Origin of the sequence: Idiomarina sp. PL1-037 (genome assembly GCF_034422975.1) — a bacterium.
GTDB lineage: Bacteria > Pseudomonadota > Gammaproteobacteria > Enterobacterales > Alteromonadaceae > Idiomarina.
In genome coordinates this window covers 1884760-1899585 of record NZ_CP139873.1, presented here as the reverse complement: position 1 = coordinate 1899585, position 14826 = coordinate 1884760, and the positions used below count along the sequence as shown (strand labels likewise).

General features: G+C 46.2%; 16 protein-coding genes. 12 read left to right on the top strand and 4 right to left on the bottom strand.

Going from position 1 to position 14826, the window contains the following annotated elements:
- The first annotated feature begins 128 nt into the window (after positions 1 to 128).
- The 7 genes from ffh to tyrA all read left to right on the top strand — a co-directional run bounded on the left by ffh (position 129) and on the right by tyrA (position 5392).
- On the top strand, positions 129 to 1493 hold the full coding sequence (gene ffh / locus U0358_RS08835; RefSeq protein ID WP_317498585.1) for a signal recognition particle protein: 1365 nt from the start codon (positions 129 to 131) through the stop codon (positions 1491 to 1493).
- Positions 1494 to 1612: 119 nt separating this feature from the next.
- Entirely contained in the window at positions 1613 to 1861 is a 249-nt protein-coding gene (rpsP, locus tag U0358_RS08830; protein WP_011234962.1) for a 30S ribosomal protein S16, read from the top strand.
- A gap of 28 nt (positions 1862 to 1889) precedes the next feature.
- Positions 1890 to 2414 (top strand): ribosome maturation factor RimM, encoded by a 525-nt coding sequence (gene rimM, locus U0358_RS08825; RefSeq protein WP_317498586.1) that lies wholly within the window; start codon positions 1890 to 1892, stop codon positions 2412 to 2414.
- Positions 2414 to 3172 carry a tRNA (guanosine(37)-N1)-methyltransferase TrmD gene (trmD, locus tag U0358_RS08820; RefSeq protein WP_416182986.1) on the top strand — a complete coding sequence of 253 codons (759 nt, stop codon included), beginning with the start codon at positions 2414 to 2416 and terminating at the stop codon, positions 3170 to 3172. Before rimM ends, trmD begins: the two co-directional genes overlap by 1 nt.
- A 32-nt stretch (positions 3173 to 3204) precedes the next feature.
- Positions 3205 to 3564 carry a 50S ribosomal protein L19 gene (gene rplS / locus U0358_RS08815; protein ID WP_317498587.1) on the top strand — a complete coding sequence of 120 codons (360 nt, stop codon included), beginning with the start codon at positions 3205 to 3207 and terminating at the stop codon, positions 3562 to 3564.
- Between the two features lie 71 nt (positions 3565 to 3635).
- The gene (locus tag U0358_RS08810; RefSeq protein WP_322406045.1) at positions 3636 to 4238 is read left to right on the top strand and encodes a DNA-J related domain-containing protein; all 603 of its coding nucleotides are present in this window, start codon (positions 3636 to 3638) and stop codon (positions 4236 to 4238) included.
- Between the two features lie 11 nt (positions 4239 to 4249).
- Positions 4250 to 5392 (top strand): bifunctional chorismate mutase/prephenate dehydrogenase, encoded by a 1143-nt coding sequence (gene tyrA, locus U0358_RS08805; protein ID WP_322406044.1) that lies wholly within the window; start codon positions 4250 to 4252, stop codon positions 5390 to 5392.
- Between the two features lie 77 nt (positions 5393 to 5469).
- Here the strand turns inward: tyrA and U0358_RS08800 are convergent, their stop codons facing one another.
- The gene (locus U0358_RS08800; protein ID WP_317498590.1) at positions 5470 to 5826 is read right to left on the bottom strand and encodes a response regulator; all 357 of its coding nucleotides are present in this window, start codon (positions 5824 to 5826) and stop codon (positions 5470 to 5472) included.
- A 78-nt stretch (positions 5827 to 5904) separates the two neighbouring features.
- Between U0358_RS08800 and U0358_RS08795 the strand changes: the two genes are divergently transcribed.
- Positions 5905 to 6552, top strand: coding sequence for a cytochrome b/b6 domain-containing protein (locus U0358_RS08795; RefSeq protein ID WP_322406043.1), 648 nt, complete (start codon positions 5905 to 5907; stop codon positions 6550 to 6552).
- Here U0358_RS08795 and U0358_RS08790 read toward each other — a convergent pair.
- Positions 6549 to 7013 (bottom strand): c-type cytochrome, encoded by a 465-nt coding sequence (locus U0358_RS08790; protein WP_322406042.1) that lies wholly within the window; start codon positions 7011 to 7013, stop codon positions 6549 to 6551. The genes U0358_RS08795 and U0358_RS08790 overlap by 4 nt on opposite strands.
- A gap of 141 nt (positions 7014 to 7154) precedes the next feature.
- Here U0358_RS08790 and U0358_RS08785 point away from each other — a divergent pair, with 141 nt between their 5' ends.
- Positions 7155 to 10235, top strand: a complete 3081-nt coding sequence (locus U0358_RS08785) for an amidohydrolase family protein (protein ID WP_322406041.1) — start codon at positions 7155 to 7157, stop codon at positions 10233 to 10235.
- On the top strand, positions 10235 to 11536 hold the full coding sequence (locus U0358_RS08780) for an amidohydrolase family protein (protein WP_322406040.1): 1302 nt from the start codon (positions 10235 to 10237) through the stop codon (positions 11534 to 11536). Before U0358_RS08785 ends, U0358_RS08780 begins: the two co-directional genes overlap by 1 nt.
- A gap of 99 nt (positions 11537 to 11635) precedes the next feature.
- Here U0358_RS08780 and U0358_RS08775 read toward each other — a convergent pair whose 3' ends face one another.
- The gene (locus tag U0358_RS08775; RefSeq protein WP_317498595.1) at positions 11636 to 12430 is read right to left on the bottom strand and encodes a response regulator; all 795 of its coding nucleotides are present in this window, start codon (positions 12428 to 12430) and stop codon (positions 11636 to 11638) included.
- A gap of 100 nt (positions 12431 to 12530) precedes the next feature.
- On the opposite strand from U0358_RS08775, the gene U0358_RS08770 reads away from it, so the two are divergent.
- Together U0358_RS08770 and U0358_RS08765 are read left to right on the top strand one after the other, a co-directional pair.
- Positions 12531 to 12836 carry an STAS domain-containing protein gene (locus U0358_RS08770; RefSeq protein ID WP_011234950.1) on the top strand — a complete coding sequence of 102 codons (306 nt, stop codon included), beginning with the start codon at positions 12531 to 12533 and terminating at the stop codon, positions 12834 to 12836.
- Complete coding sequence (locus tag U0358_RS08765; protein WP_322406039.1) at positions 12836 to 14506, top strand: SpoIIE family protein phosphatase; 1671 nt, start codon at positions 12836 to 12838, stop codon at positions 14504 to 14506. Before U0358_RS08770 ends, U0358_RS08765 begins: the two co-directional genes overlap by 1 nt.
- Here the strand turns inward: U0358_RS08765 and yciH are convergent.
- Complete coding sequence (gene yciH / locus U0358_RS08760) at positions 14487 to 14822, bottom strand: stress response translation initiation inhibitor YciH (protein ID WP_317498597.1); 336 nt, start codon at positions 14820 to 14822, stop codon at positions 14487 to 14489. The genes U0358_RS08765 and yciH overlap by 20 nt on opposite strands.
- Positions 14823 to 14826: the final 4 nt, after the last annotated feature.

Sequence of the window (14826 nt, the reverse complement as noted above, 5' to 3'; positions counted from 1 at the left end):
TTCATGCCTCGAGTATACGACGTCAGTCGGCCAAACCCAATACTTACGGGGCGAAACTTTCTTGCAAATCAGATATACTGTCCCCATTACTATTAACGTCAGAAATCGCAATATAAGAGACGATCGACATGTTTGAGAATTTATCGGAACGTTTGTCGCAAACGCTACATTCTATTGGCGGCCGAGGCCGACTGACCGAAGACAATATTAAAGAGACGTTGCGCGAAGTTCGCATGGCGCTGCTTGAGGCCGATGTTGCCTTGCCTGTGGTCAAAGACTTTATTGCTAAAGTTAAAGAACGGGCAGTAGGTACAGAGGTCAACAAAAGCCTGACGCCGGGTCAGGTATTTGTAAAAATTGTCCAGTCTGAGCTGGAAGCAGCCATGGGTGAGGCGAATGCGCCACTGCAATTAAATACCCAGCCACCGGCTGTTATTTTGATGGCAGGTCTGCAGGGGGCAGGTAAAACTACCAGTGTGGGCAAGCTGGCTAAATATTTAACCGAGCGCCAGAAGAAAAAAGTGATGGTGGTCAGCGCCGACGTATATCGTCCGGCCGCTATTAAACAGCTGGAAACTCTTGCCGAGCAAGTTGGGGTGGAGTTCTTCCCATCCACGACTGAGCAGAAGCCGGTAGATATTGCTAATGCTGCTATTGCCCAGGCACGTAAGCAGTTTATTGATGTGGTGTTAGTCGATACGGCCGGTCGTCTTGCTATTGACGAAGATATGATGCAGGAAATCCAGCAACTCCACTCCGCCATCAACCCAGTTGAAACTCTGTTTGTCGTTGATGCGATGACGGGTCAGGATGCGGCAAATACCGCTAAAGCATTCAGCGAAGCTTTGCCGTTAACTGGGGTTATTTTGACTAAGACTGATGGTGATGCTCGTGGTGGTGCGGCTCTGTCTATTCGCCATATTACCGGTAAGCCTATCAAGTTTCTGGGTGTTGGTGAGAAAAACGATGCACTCGAGCCTTTTCATCCTGACCGCGTAGCCTCCAGAATTCTCGGCATGGGTGATATGCTTTCTCTGATTGAGGAAGTGGAACAAAAAGTCGATAAAGAGAAAGCGGAGCGCGTGGCGAAAAAAGTCATGAAAAAAGGCCAGTTCTCACTGGAGGATTTTCGTGATCAGCTCGTACAGATGCGTGAAATGGGCGGCATGATGGGATTAATGACGAAAATGCCTGGCATGGGTAAAATGACTGAGCAAATGAAAGGTCAGATGGATGACAAAATGACCTTGCGCATGGAAGCCATTATCAACTCCATGACTCCGAAGGAACGGCTACGTCCCGACGTAATAAAGGGCTCGCGTAAGCGCCGTATAGCGACCGGTTCTGGTACTCAGGTACAGGATGTGAACAAGTTGCTTAAACAGTTTACTCAAATGCAAAAAATGATGAAAAAAATGAAAGGTGGCGGCATGCAGAAAATGATGCGCGGCATGGGCGGAAAGATGCCACCAGGAATGTTCCCCGGACGCTAGGAAAAAGCGCGTCAAGCTTGCATTTGCAGTAAAAATCAGTAGAATTGCCGAGCCTTCCGACTCCGTCGGAGGGCTTTGCTATTTTTTACATTTACAAAACAGTTATATTGAGGAACGCAATGGTAACCATTCGTTTACAACGTGGTGGCGCGAAAAAACGCCCCTTCTACCAAATGGTAGTTGCTGACAGTCGCAATGCTCGCGACGGTCGTTTCATTGAGAAAGTAGGATTTTTTAACCCTGTAGCTCGTGGTCAGGAAGAAAAGCTTCGTGTTGATGTTGACCGCATCGAGCATTGGGTAAGCAAAGGCGCTCAGTTATCTGATCGTGTTGCTAAATTAGTTAAAGATGCAAGCGCTGCGGCGTAAGCATTAACAGATTCAGGTAGGTAAATTAATGCAGCAATCAGAGCAAATCGTCGTTGGTCGCATCGGTGCGGTGTATGGCGTAAAAGGCTGGTTGAAAGTGCAGTCATTTACCGATGATCCAGAATCGATATTTGAATACAGCCCTTGGTTACTTAGCCAAAAAACTGAGCGGGAAATGAAAGTTGTCGAGTGGCGTCGCCACAACAACGGATTTATCGCCAGGTTAGAAGGCATATCCGATCGTGATGAGGCTGCACGCCTTACAGGCGCGGATATCTGCATTACTGCAGATGAGTTACCGGCATTAGCTGATGACGAGTTTTACTGGCGCGACCTTATTGGTATGCGTGTAGTGAACACCAACGGCTATGATATGGGTGTGGTTGAACAAATTATGCCCACCGCATCGAACGATGTGTTGGTCGTAAAAGCAAACAGCAACGATGGGTTCGGGAAATCTGAACGTTTAATTCCTTTTATCCAAAGTGAATATGTCACTGCGGTTGATAAGGAAGCCAAACAGATTCAGGTTGAGTGGCCATCGGACTTTTGATGGGCAAACCATTGCAGGTTGGCGTCATCAGTTTGTTTCCTGAAATGTTTTCGGCCGTTACCGATTACGGTGTTACCGGCAGAGCAATAAAGGAAGGTTTGCTGACAGTGAGTGTATGGAATCCTCGTGATTTCACTCATGATCGCCACAGGACTGTTGATGACAGACCTTATGGCGGTGGTCCAGGTATGTTGATGATGGTGCAGCCACTTGTGGATGCTATCAACGCAGCAAAAAAAAGCCTGGGTGAGGATACTCCTGTTATTTATTTGTCACCGCAAGGGCAAAAACTTGATCACAGCGGAGTGCAACAGCTCTCCAGCAATGATCGAATGATTTTGATTGCTGGCCGTTATGAAGGCATTGATGAACGCGTTATCAAGCAATACGTTGATGCGGAATGGTCGATAGGGGATTACGTTTTAAGCGGTGGTGAGTTACCGGCAATGGTGCTTATTGACGCGGTATCACGGTTAATTCCCGGGGTGTTGGGACACCATAATTCAGCAGCAGAAGATTCTTTTGCCAGCGGGTTACTGGATTGCCCTCACTATACTCGGCCTGAAACTTATAATGAGCAGCAAGTACCGCCAGTGTTATTAAGCGGTGATCATGAAAAGATACGTCGCTGGCGTTTACAGCAGTCTTTGGGTAAAACCTGGCTGCAACGACCAGAGTTAATTCATAGCCTAGCTCTGACTGACGAGCAGGAAATATTGTTGAACGAGTTTATCGCGCAGCAATCATCCGGCAAATAAAGTACAGTTTACCTAGGATAGGAGATACGAAGATGGCAAAAGTTAGCCAAAATATCATTAAGGCTCTTGAAGAAGAGCAGATGAAACAAGATCTACCTGAGTTTGCACCAGGTGACACTGTTGTTGTAGATGTAAAAGTAAAAGAGGGTAACCGCGAACGTCTTCAGGCGTTTGAAGGTGTTGTTATCCGTATTCGTAACCGCGGTCTGCATTCAGCGTTCACAGTACGTAAAGTATCGAATGGTGAAGGCGTAGAGCGTACTTTCCAAACGCACAGCCCATTAGTTGACAGCATTAAAGTCAAACGTCGTGGTGCGGTTCGTCGCGCGAAACTGTACTACTTGCGTGAGCGTTCTGGTAAGTCTGCACGTATCCGCGAGAAGCTGTCTTAAGCTTTTAGCAAACAAACGAAATAGCAAAGAAAAACCCAGCCTTGTGCTGGGTTTTTTGATAGTGTTTTAGAATGAACGAAGATATCGAAATATTAACCCAAATTTTAGCTGAAAATTTGGATGTTCAGCACCACTGGACTGAACACGAACTGATTGCGTCTTTGCAGGGGCCACCTTATGAATTCTTTGATAAAGAAGCTCTGCGTGATCCTTTGACCCTGTTTCAGACTCACTTTTTATTGTTTCACTGTCTTTATAAATTGCGTGAACGCTGGCGGGAAGAAAAAAAGTACGAACTTTTTATTCATACCCTGAATATTGAGTGTCAGCCATGGCAGCGTGGGGTTTCTGCATTGACAGAAAAGGACGCGCTAGCAGAATATTATTTAGACCTGAATCAGCTGGGCTCAACATCCGGCGCTGATGTTGAATCTATGCTGGATGATTTTTGGCAGCGCATGGGGCATGCTTCTTCTAAAGTAGAAACCAGTATGCCTGTGAATGATGCCTGGCAGATTATGGAAGTTGAACCGCCGGCAAGCCAGGCCTTTATTAAAAAGCAATATCGCAAGCTAGTGCACAAATACCATCCTGATAAAGGTGGAAGTGTGGCTAAAATGCAAAAAATTCAAAAAGCCTACCATCGTGTTATAAAAGCCATAAAAGAGGAATAAAATATCATCTCATGAGCCATGACCCGGACCAACAATTATCAGAACTGCGCAATGCAATTGATGCCACTGATAACGAATTAATTGAGATAATTGCCCGGCGAGCAAAGCTAACTGCCGCTGTGGGAGAAACCAAACGTTCGTTGAAACAGCCTCTTTACGTTCCACAGAGAGAACGTTCTTTAATAAAAGCGCGCAGAAGCAAAGCCAAAGAGGCCGGCTTGTCGGAAGACTTAATTGAAGATGTTATTCGTCGTATTATTCGAGAATCGTATCGAACGCAAACGGCACAGGCTGCTGCGACTTCGACTCAACTTGAACGACCGGTTGTTGTGTTTGGTGGAAGAGGGGCTTTGGGCGCACGTCTGGTCAGTCAGTTGCGGCAGACAGGCTATTCGGTAATGACCATTGATAAAGATGATGATTGGCCAGGTAAGGACGATTTAAGCCGGGCGCAGTTGGTCTTGATGAGTGTGCCGGTTAATAAGACTGTTGACCTGATAAAGCAGTTACCACCTTTAGCGGAGGACTGTGTTCTGGCTGATGTAACCAGCATTAAAGCGGCTCCTTTAAATGCCATGCTGGCACAGCATAGCGGGCCGGTCGTTGGTTTGCACCCTATGTTTGGTCCTTCTGTGCAGAATTTGGCGAAGCAGCTGGTGGTTGTTACTCACGGACGCCAACCAGAGCGTTATCAGTGGTTACTGGATCAGTTTGTTAACTGGGGCGCCCATTTACACGAAGTGAATGCTGATAAACACGACGACGCCATGGGCTGGATCCAGGCGATGCGCCATTTAAGCACCTTTGCTTACGGTGTTCACCTGGCTAATGAACGCGTCGATATTAAAGAGCTGTTGGAACTGAGCTCGCCTATTTATCGGATGGAATTAATGATGATTGGTCGTTTGTTTGCGCAAAATGCGGAACTTTACGCCGATATTATTGCTGCGAATAAAGGACAGTTTTCGTCGATAAGACGTTATTTACAGCAATTTTCAGCAATCATCGATGATATAGAAAGCGGTAAAAAGTCGGATTTTATCTCGCTTTTCGATGAGGTTAGCCAGTATTTCGGTGAATTTTCCAGCCAGTTCCTAAAAGAGAGCGAATCTTTGGTGCAGTTGGCCGACGACCAAAGATTCAAGCATCAATAATAGTTGTTGCTTATCGACTTTATCTAATGCTGCCGAGAAAACCCCGAGATCAGAGCGAAGCGACGTTGCGGGGTAGTTCACAAGTATTCAGTCATTAACTCGCTAAGCGCTTCTGGTGAAACCGGTTTATGCAATGTCGCATTCATGCCGGCTTCACGGCAAGCGTTCATTTCGCTTGCGCTTTGATGACTGGTAATAGCGATAACCGGTGTGTTCTTGTGCATATCACTTTGTCGCAACTCCTGGCAGACTTGAGCTCCCGACATGTCCGGCATTTCGTAATCCAGAAAAATGAGATCCGGAGCTTCTTTAGCCAAAGTCAGGGCTTCTTCTCCCGTCATTGCCGTTAATATACTTACCTCAAAATTGGCAAGCATGGCTTTTAATACTTCAAGGCTGATAAAGTCGTCGTCAGCAATAAGAACTTTGCGCATAGTCACTACCCATTTAATCGAATTAATTATACCCTAGCACTTAGCTTTTTATATTCCCAGTAATTTGGAGCTAACAATATGAAACAGAAAGGAAATTCTATAAAAGTTTGGGACAGCTTTATTCGGGTGTTTCACGGCTTGCTTATCGTTCTTTTAGGCGGCCTCTGGTGGACCGTTGAAAATGGCCGCATGGAGCTGCATAAGGATATTGGAATTGCGTTACTTGCGTTACTTTTAGTCAGAATTTGCTGGGGAATATTTGGTAGCGAAAATGCCCGCTTTAAAACCTTTTTAAAGTCGCCTAAAGCTATCTTTAAGCATTTGCATAATGTTTTTAAAGGGCGCTATGAAGCAGAGAATACCCACAGTACGGCTGGTGGCTGGGCTGTCATTATTATGCTTGGGTTGCTCTTAAGTCAGGTTATTACAGGGTTATTCTCAACCGACGGCATTTTATTCTCGGGGCCATTATCAAATTGGCTATCTTCAGATGGTCAAAAAGCGGTAACCAGCTGGCATAAAACTCAGTTCGACGTGATATTAATTGTTATTGCCGTACATGTTCTGGCCGTGCTTTTTTATCGCCTTAAAGGAACACCTTTAGTGGCTTCCATGGTGCATGGTTACAGAACCACCAGTCAGCAAGCGCCAAATCTTAAACCCGGCTGGCAGGGGCTCATTTTAGCGGTTGCTGTCTGGTTAATTTTAATGTTGCTGCTTAACTAGTCTTTATATTCGTCGTGGCAACCTTTGCAGGTTTTTGCGGCGTCCATAAAAACCGGTTTTATTGAGTCAATAGAGCCTTTTTGACTAACGTCCGCCAGTCTGGCAGCGTACTCTTGCAAGTCATTAGCGCGCTGCTGAAAGTCATCCCAGTTATCCCATATGGCGGTTAATGCATCAGAGTTGTTGCCTGGCATTGCGCCTTCAACACCGAAACCTGACCATGGAATACCTGACATTTTCTCAAAATCATTTGCACGACGTTGAAAAAAGTCTGCGTTGTATTCAACTTCGCCTTTAACCATTGCAGCCATAGCCGCAAAGTTTTGCTGCATAACCGATAACGCTTTTTGGCGGTATTCTACGGCTTTATCGCCATCATTAAAGGCGTGCTCATTAGCCGTAGCATTGAATGACAAAGTCACCAGTCCAGCTATAGCTGTTGTTAATAGTTGTTTTTTCATTGAAACACTCCGTTTGTTAAATTCACTGAACGTTAATAATACACGATCTGTCGGTTAATGCTTGTCACCTCTATATATAACAAAGTAACTTATCTAATGAGATAACTAAATGACAAAAATAAGTCAAAATGGGGACAATTCATGAAAAAAGTGCATCAGTTCAGTGCTCTGACGTTAGCGGTAACGTCGGTACTGACCGCGTCGGTTGCGGCTGATCAGACTTCCCGGACAAACGGAATGCGCGATAACACGCCAAGTCTGACGGCAATTCAGAATGCAACAATTATCAGTGAGCCGGGAAAATCTATCACTAATGCCACTTTGGTTATTGAAAATGGCGTCGTTCAGTCAATTGAGCGTAATAACCGGGCGCCTGCCGGAGCGCGGGTGATTGACGGGACCGGATATACAATTTATCCGGGGTTTATTGACCCCTACAGCAGCTACGGAATTAACGTTAGCAGTGAGCAAGAACGTTCGGACACGCCCATTTATAACAATGAGCGTGAGGGTGGTAACGCGGCAAATGACGCGATTCACTCGCAAAAACACTGGTTCAGCGAATTTAAGACCAACTCTGAAGATGCAAATAAATGGGTGTCACAAGGCTTCACCAGTGTCCAGTCGGCTAACTTAGACGGCATTTTTCAGGGACAGGCGGTAACGGTTTCGCTGGCAGACAGAATACCTAACGACGTTATTTACCAAAGTGAGGCAAAGCATTTTGGTTCATTTGATAAAGGCTCCTCACAGCAGCAGTATCCGTCATCTCTGATGGGCAGCATTGCGCTAGTCAGACAAACCTTATCTGATGCTAACTGGTATGAAAACTCTTATGGAAAGCAGTCGCATAATCAATCGGTCGAATTTAATGCGGCGCTTGATTCACTGACAGATATAGAGAATAACGGAATTGTTTTTAAGGTTGACAATGAGAAATCACTCTTGCGTGCTGATGATGTTTTTGATCAATTCAAAGTTCCGTCAGTGTATGTAGCCTCGGGTTACGAATACGCGCGCTTAGATGCAGTAAAAAATGCCGGAAGTGACTTAATTCTTCCGCTTAATTTTCCGGCTGCACCAGACGTTGACGGTGTCGATGCGCATCTCGACGTCGATTTAGCAAAGTTGCGGCACTGGGAACGGGCTCCGTCTAACCCGGCAATGTTAGCTGAGGCTGGTGTGGACTTTGCTCTGACTTTACACGATTTAGAAAGTACAGAGAGCTTTTGGCCTAACCTGCGTAAAGCGGTTGAGTATGGCTTGAGCGAAGAGCAGGCTCTTGCAGCGTTGACGACTATTCCGGCGAAAATTGCCGGGGTAGACGACAAAGCAGGGAGGCTGGCTCAGGGCTACAAAGCTGACTTTGTTATGGCTAAAGGCGATTTGTTCGTGGATGGCACTATTCAGTCAGTTTGGTTGCAGGGCGAAGAAAACGAGTTGGTATCCCGGGATAAAGTCGACTTTGTCGGCAATTACAGTATGAAACTGAATAATCAGGATATCGAGATTGACATTAAGCCTGGTGCCGCGCTGAGCGGTGAAGTTAAGTCAAATGAAAAGACCAGCGCTCTACGTCACGTGCAGTCAGGTAACGAATCTTTATCCTTTGTTGCCGACCTTGATGCAGAACCGGCCGGAAGTTGGCGCTTTAAGCTGGAACCTGAAGCTCAGGGAACGTTTTCAGTAACGGCGGTTTCTCCTGAAGGTGAAGAAGTTAGATTACAGGCTCAAATGGATTCAGACGAAAGCGAGACTGAAACGAGCGGTAAAGCGGAACCTGTGGAATATGTTAGCGAGCTGACGTTCCCTAATGTGGCATATGGCCTTGACGGTTTGCCGGAGCGTCAGGATGTCCTTATCCGTAACGTAACGGTCTGGACTGCAACTGACGATGGGATTCTTGAAGAAACGGATGTGCTGGTTCGAAATGGTGAATTTGCAGCTATTGGCAAAAATTTGTCTGCGCCGTCTGGCGTGACTGAAATTGATGGCGCGGGGATGCATTTGACTCCGGGCATTATTGACGAGCATTCACACATTGCTATTGAAGGTGGTGTTAACGAAGGTTCTGAAGCGGTGACATCGGAAGTTCGAATTGGTGATGTGATTAACCCGGATGATATTCACATTTATCGCTCGTTGGCGGGTGGTACCACCATGGCACAGTTGCTTCATGGCTCAGCGAACCCTATTGGCGGTCAGGCGCAAGTGATTAAATTACGCTGGGGAACCGATGCTAATGTCATGAAATTCGATGCAGCCCCTGAGTCTATCAAATTTGCATTGGGTGAAAACGTTAAGCAGAGTAACTGGGGCGACAACATGACCGTTCGCTACCCTCAAACTCGTTTGGGCGTTGAGACCATTATGCGTGACGGTTTCCAGGCTGCACTTGAGTACCAGCAGCGGAAGCAGGCTTATGAACGTATGAGCCGTTCAGAACGTAATAGGGCTGCAGCTCCAAGGCCTGATTATCGTCTGGAGACGTTGCTGGAAATTCTAAACAGTGAACGTTTTGTGCATGCTCACTCTTATGTAGCGTCAGAAATTTTGATGTTAATGGAAGTCGCAGAGGATTTTGGGTTTACCCTGGATACTTTTACTCACATTTTGGAAGGCTACAAAGTCGCTGATGAAATGGCTGAGCATGGTGCCAGTGGCTCAACCTTTGCGGACTGGTGGGCATATAAGTTTGAGGTGTACGACGCTATTCCTCATAACGCGTGCTTGATGAAAGAACGCGGAGTCTTAACCAGCATTAATTCTGACAGTAATGACTTACAACGTCGTTTAAATACTGAAGCGGCTAAATCGGTTCGGTACTGTGATATGGAGCCACACGAAGCACTGAAAATGGTGACCATTAACCCAGCTAAACAGTTGAAAGTGGACAGTTATGTGGGGTCTGTTGAAAAAGGCAAACAAGCTGATTTCGTACTTTGGAGTCATTATCCTTTAAGTGCTTATGCGCAAGCAGAGCAAACCTGGATTAACGGCCGTAAGTTTTTCGACCGCGAACTCGATAAACAGCGACAGCAGGCGGTTAAACAAGAAAAGAACGCACTTATCCAGAAAGTTTTAGCGGCAGGTGATGATGCAAAAATAGGGGCTAAAGATGGTTATAAGTCGGATCAGCCTACCTGGCACTGTGATACTGAACACGACTTTTGGCTAGATCACTTTACCGGTAAAGGGCATCAGCACGGAGGACAACATTAATGAATAAATTACTTACAACCGTTAGTGCCGCATTGGTCAGTGCGCTGACGCTTAATAGTGCTGCGGCACATGATGAAGTTCCGGGCGAAAAGCAAAGCAACCCTATTGTACTTCAGGGAGGAACCTTGCATACCGTTTCTGATGGGGTGCTTACCAACTCAGACTTAGTGTTTGAAAACGGTAAAATCACCGCTATTGGTCAGGATGTCAGTATCCCGGACGGCGCTGAAGTTATCGATATTTCCGGTCAGCACGTGTATCCGGGAGTTATCGCCATGGATACCACTATTGGCCTGAATGAAATTGAAGCAGTAAGGGCAACCCGCGACGCGCGTGAAGTGGGTGATGTGCATCCGGAAGTTGCCGGTCACGTTGCCTTTAATGCTGATTCGGAAATTATTCCGACGGTACGTTACCACGGCATTACTCACGCTCAGGTCGCCCCTGAAGGTTCGCTGGTAGCCGGCCAGTCATCTTTAATGAATTTAGATGGGTGGAACTATCAGGACGCTCTGGTAGCGGCAGAAATGGGTGTGCATGTTTCCTGGCCGCGCACATACGTGTTAAATACCTGGTGGGAGAGCCGTTCACCTGAGGAGCAGCGTAAAGCGAACGAGGAATCCCGTCAGCAATTAATGAAAGTCTTCGCTGATGCAAAGGCTTACTACGATGCAAAGCAGGCCGATCGTAAAATTGATCTGGACCAGCGCTGGGAAGCTATGATGGGCTTGTTTGACGGCAGTAAGAAGCTGTACGTACATGCCGACGATAAACGTCAGTTAGAGCAGGCCATTGATACCAGTCAGGAGTATGGTTTTGAACTGGTGCTTATGGGAGCCAGAGATGCCTGGCGTATTGCCGATAAGCTAGCCGAGTTTAATGTTCCCGTTGTTTTTGGCTCGCCTTACGGTCTGCCGGCTCGCAACGACGAAGGTTATGATCAGGCCTTTGCCACGCCGGCTCGTCTGGCTGAAGCCGGGGTAAACTTTGCTATTTCTTATCCGGGTTACTGGGACGTACGTAACTTACCTTTTGCCGCGGGAAACGCAGTTGCTTTTGGTTTGGACCAACAGCAGGCTCTTGCGGCTATTACGTTGAAGCCCGCTGAGATTATGGGTGTTGCTGACAAGCTGGGTTCACTGGAAGTCGGTAAAAGCGCTTCACTGAGTGTGTCTGAAGGTGACTTACTTGATCCCATTGGGCAGAAGTTAACGCACCTTTATATCGATGGACGCCAAGTAAGCTTAAGCAGCCGACATACTGAGCTTTACGAGAAGTATCGCCAGAAACCATCTGAATAGCCGTTCTTTGGCTAAAGCTAAAATGATAAAAGCCCCTGTCAGTTCAACTGGCGGGGGCTTTTCGTTTTAACGAACAAATATTAATTCTTAAATTCAGGATCAGCTGTTTAATAAACGGGCGATCAGTTTTCTTAACGTTGCCGGTTCAAAAGGTTTGTCGGTTAAGGCATCGACTCCGCTTTGTTTTACGTTAGCAAGTTGCGGCTCGTTAGCGCGTGCAGTCACCATGAGAACCGGAGTGTGAGCGTGTGCTGAACTATTACGAATGTATTGAGTGAGTTCACTGCCGTTTACTTCCGGCATATGAAAGTCGGTGACAATCAAGTCAAATTGATGTTCCACTAAGATATCAATAGCCTGCTGACCATTTTCTGCTTCAACAAAGCTTTCGACGCCGAGGTTTTCAAATACACGTCTTAAGACATGGCGCGAGGTCATGCTGTCATCAACGATCAAGACCCGCAAATCCTCGATATCATAAAGCTCAAGATGAAGTAGCTCGGGTTCCATCATGTCCATGGTGGCGGTAATGGCCCGCTGGAGCTGATCTGGCGTAAAAGGTTTTGGTAAAATGGCGATAATACCGGCTTGTTTGAACTGCTCCAGTTGATCGGCACGATGTTCTGATGATACCAACATAAAATGTAAAGTATCTTTTAAGTCATTAGTATTAATGAATTCAATGAGTTCATGTGAAGTGCCGTCAGAAAAATACATAGCGCTGGTGACAATATCGGGCTGCCAGCGAAGTATTTCTTCTTTTGCTTCAGCAATGGTTGAAGCGCCACGGGTATGTTGAATGCCGGCCTGGTTCAGGTGCTGAGTAATTACTTTTCTTTGCACATCGGAAGGTTCGATAAGCAAAATACGGAGTTCGTCAAAGGCTATTGCCATAATCACATAATTAGAATTTATTGTGATCGAAAGAGTAGGGTATTCAGCAGATAAACTCAATCAGAAAATCTGTGTTATGCTCATTAAAAAAGAGGTGAGTATGAACGTTAGTCGCGACTTTTCAAATGATGGTAAGCAATTAGTTATTGCTATTAAAGGGAAATTTGACTTTAGTCTGGTACAGGAGTTTCGTCAGGCCTACAGTCATATTGGTGATTCACAGCCAACCGTAATTATCGACTTGAGGGAAACCGATTATCTGGACAGCTCGGCACTCGGTATGCTGCTCAATATGCGTAAATCTTTAGGCAGCAGCGTAAAGGGCATTCAACTGATTAACGCTAAACCGGACGTGCGTCGTATTCTCGATATATCCCGCTTTGATAAGATGTTTGTTATTGCCTGATGAAGGTACTGATTGTTGATGATCAACCTGCTAACCAGGTGATGCTGAGTGGCCTGATAAAACGCTTTGGGCATCAGGTCACCTGCGCTCACAACGGCATGGAGGCTATCGATATTTTTGTCAGCCTGGCGCCGGACGTGGTGTTACTGGACGTTATGATGCCGATTATGGACGGCTTTCAAACCGCTCCTCGGTTAAAAGCCCTAAGCGGCGATGTCCATTTGCCAATTTTATTTATTACGGCACTGGATGATCAGGAAACCTTGTTGAAATGCCTTGAGGCTGGTGGGGACGACTTTATTAGTGTGCCGTTTGAACCGGTTGTCTTGCAGGCAAAACTCAACGCTCACGCGCGGGTTCGCGAGTTGAGCTATTCCCTCAAGGGTAAAAATGAGACTCTGGCTTACCATTCTAACCGAATGGAGCGAGAGCAAAACGTTGTCAGACACATGCTGACTAACGCGCTGCAGGAAAACGAAACAGAATACCCATTCTTAAAAACCTATCTGGCACCGGCCAGTGAATTTAATGGTGATTTAGTTCTCTCCAAAGCTGGGCCTCTGGGAAATTTTTATTTGTTTGTTGGTGATTTTACCGGCCACGGATTAGCTCCCGCCACCGGGGCTCTCCCTGTAGCCCAAACCTTTTTTGATTTAGCTGAAAAAGGGCTTTCAATAGCGAATATGGTTGAAGAGTTTAACCGCAAGCTGGTTAAGCTGTTACCCGACGACATGTTTTGTGCCGCTTTTGTCACTGAATTGTCCGCCAATGGTGAACGTTTAACATACTGGAATGGCGGCATTCCCGATGCACTGCTGATAAATGAAGCTGGAGAAGTTGAAAAACGGCTAGTGCCTGAGCATATGGCGTTGGGTATTTTGTCTCCTGAAGAGTTCAGTAGCCAGGTGAGCCACTGTTTTGTTGAGAAAAACACACGACTGATAACCTATACCGACGGTGTGGTTGAGATGACTAACAAGGCAGATGAGCGTTTATCTGAACGGGGGTTCGAGGCTTTGTTGTTACGCTATGCTCGCGAGAGAGACTTTGAGGGGCTGGTTGGCTCATTACAAACCTTTCAACAAGGGCAAGAGCAGTTGGATGATATTTCATTAGTTTGTCTGGATTGTGCAGCCACCGACATACCTGTCAACCAGCCTGATACTAATGTCACTCATTTGCCTTTCCGGTTAGTAATTTATCTAAAAGAAAACGAAATTAAGGGGCACGACCCAATTATTAAGCTGGTGGATTCCTTAAGTCATCTTGAAGGTATTGGCGCGCACAAAACAACCTTGTATTTATTGTTGGCAGAAGCTTTTAACAATACCCTGGAACACAGCGTTTTGCAGCTGGATTCGGGAATTAAAGAGACCGGGCACGGGTTCGATGAATACTACCGGACACGGGAAGCGCGGCTGGCTGTGTTAGAGGACGTAGAAATAGAAATCGATATTGAATACGAGCCGGATAACAGTTTGCTTTCATTCAGTATTTCATCCAATAGCGAGAATGGCTTTTCGGAATATCAGCAAGTATCTCAAGATGACGAACAACAGGCGTTTGGTCGTGGATTACAGCTGATAAGAAACTTTTCAAGCCATGTTGAGTGGCGTGACGGCGGACGGTGTTTATATATTGAATACGACCTTAGCCGCCCGCACGCTTAACTTTATAGCCTTCCTTTTTCAACCAGCTTTCAATACTGTCGCGCTGGTCACCTTGCAACTCTATTTCATATTCTTTAACCGAGCCTCCAACGCCACAGAGTTGCTTGAGTTTTTTGGCTATTGCTTTTAACTCTGATTGCGGTTTATCCAGTCCGGTAACAATAGTTACTCCTTTGCCTTTTCGACCTTTGGTTTCCCGGCGCAGGCGAACAATACCATCGCCCTCAGGAACTTCCTCTGGTTCAGGCTCTGGATCAATACGCCCCGAGTCTGTTGAATATACCATTTGGCTGAGTTGGTCTTTCCAGTCCGGCATTCTA

Excerpts from the sequence above, each read along its gene's own strand:
- U0358_RS08775 (WP_317498595.1), bottom strand. The coding sequence starts at position 12,430 with ATGGCAATAGCCTTTGACGAACTCCGTATTTTGCTTATCGAACCTTCC.
- tyrA (WP_322406044.1), top strand. The coding sequence starts at position 4,250 with ATGAGCCATGACCCGGACCAACAATTATCAGAACTGCGCAATGCAATT.
- U0358_RS08790 (WP_322406042.1), bottom strand. The coding sequence starts at position 7,013 with ATGAAAAAACAACTATTAACAACAGCTATAGCTGGACTGGTGACTTTG.
- U0358_RS08785 (WP_322406041.1), top strand. The coding sequence starts at position 7,155 with ATGAAAAAAGTGCATCAGTTCAGTGCTCTGACGTTAGCGGTAACGTCG.
- rimM (WP_317498586.1), top strand. The coding sequence starts at position 1,890 with ATGCAGCAATCAGAGCAAATCGTCGTTGGTCGCATCGGTGCGGTGTAT.
- U0358_RS08800 (WP_317498590.1), bottom strand. The coding sequence starts at position 5,826 with ATGCGCAAAGTTCTTATTGCTGACGACGACTTTATCAGCCTTGAAGTA.
- U0358_RS08780 (WP_322406040.1), top strand. The coding sequence starts at position 10,235 with ATGAATAAATTACTTACAACCGTTAGTGCCGCATTGGTCAGTGCGCTG.
- U0358_RS08795 (WP_322406043.1), top strand. The coding sequence starts at position 5,905 with ATGAAACAGAAAGGAAATTCTATAAAAGTTTGGGACAGCTTTATTCGG.
- rplS (WP_317498587.1), top strand. The coding sequence starts at position 3,205 with ATGGCAAAAGTTAGCCAAAATATCATTAAGGCTCTTGAAGAAGAGCAG.
- U0358_RS08765 (WP_322406039.1), top strand. The coding sequence starts at position 12,836 with ATGAAGGTACTGATTGTTGATGATCAACCTGCTAACCAGGTGATGCTG.
- yciH (WP_317498597.1), bottom strand. The coding sequence starts at position 14,822 with ATGCCGGACTGGAAAGACCAACTCAGCCAAATGGTATATTCAACAGAC.
- U0358_RS08810 (WP_322406045.1), top strand. The coding sequence starts at position 3,636 with ATGAACGAAGATATCGAAATATTAACCCAAATTTTAGCTGAAAATTTG.
- trmD (WP_416182986.1), top strand. The coding sequence starts at position 2,414 with ATGGGCAAACCATTGCAGGTTGGCGTCATCAGTTTGTTTCCTGAAATG.
- rpsP (WP_011234962.1), top strand. The coding sequence starts at position 1,613 with ATGGTAACCATTCGTTTACAACGTGGTGGCGCGAAAAAACGCCCCTTC.
- U0358_RS08770 (WP_011234950.1), top strand. The coding sequence starts at position 12,531 with ATGAACGTTAGTCGCGACTTTTCAAATGATGGTAAGCAATTAGTTATT.
- ffh (WP_317498585.1), top strand. The coding sequence starts at position 129 with ATGTTTGAGAATTTATCGGAACGTTTGTCGCAAACGCTACATTCTATT.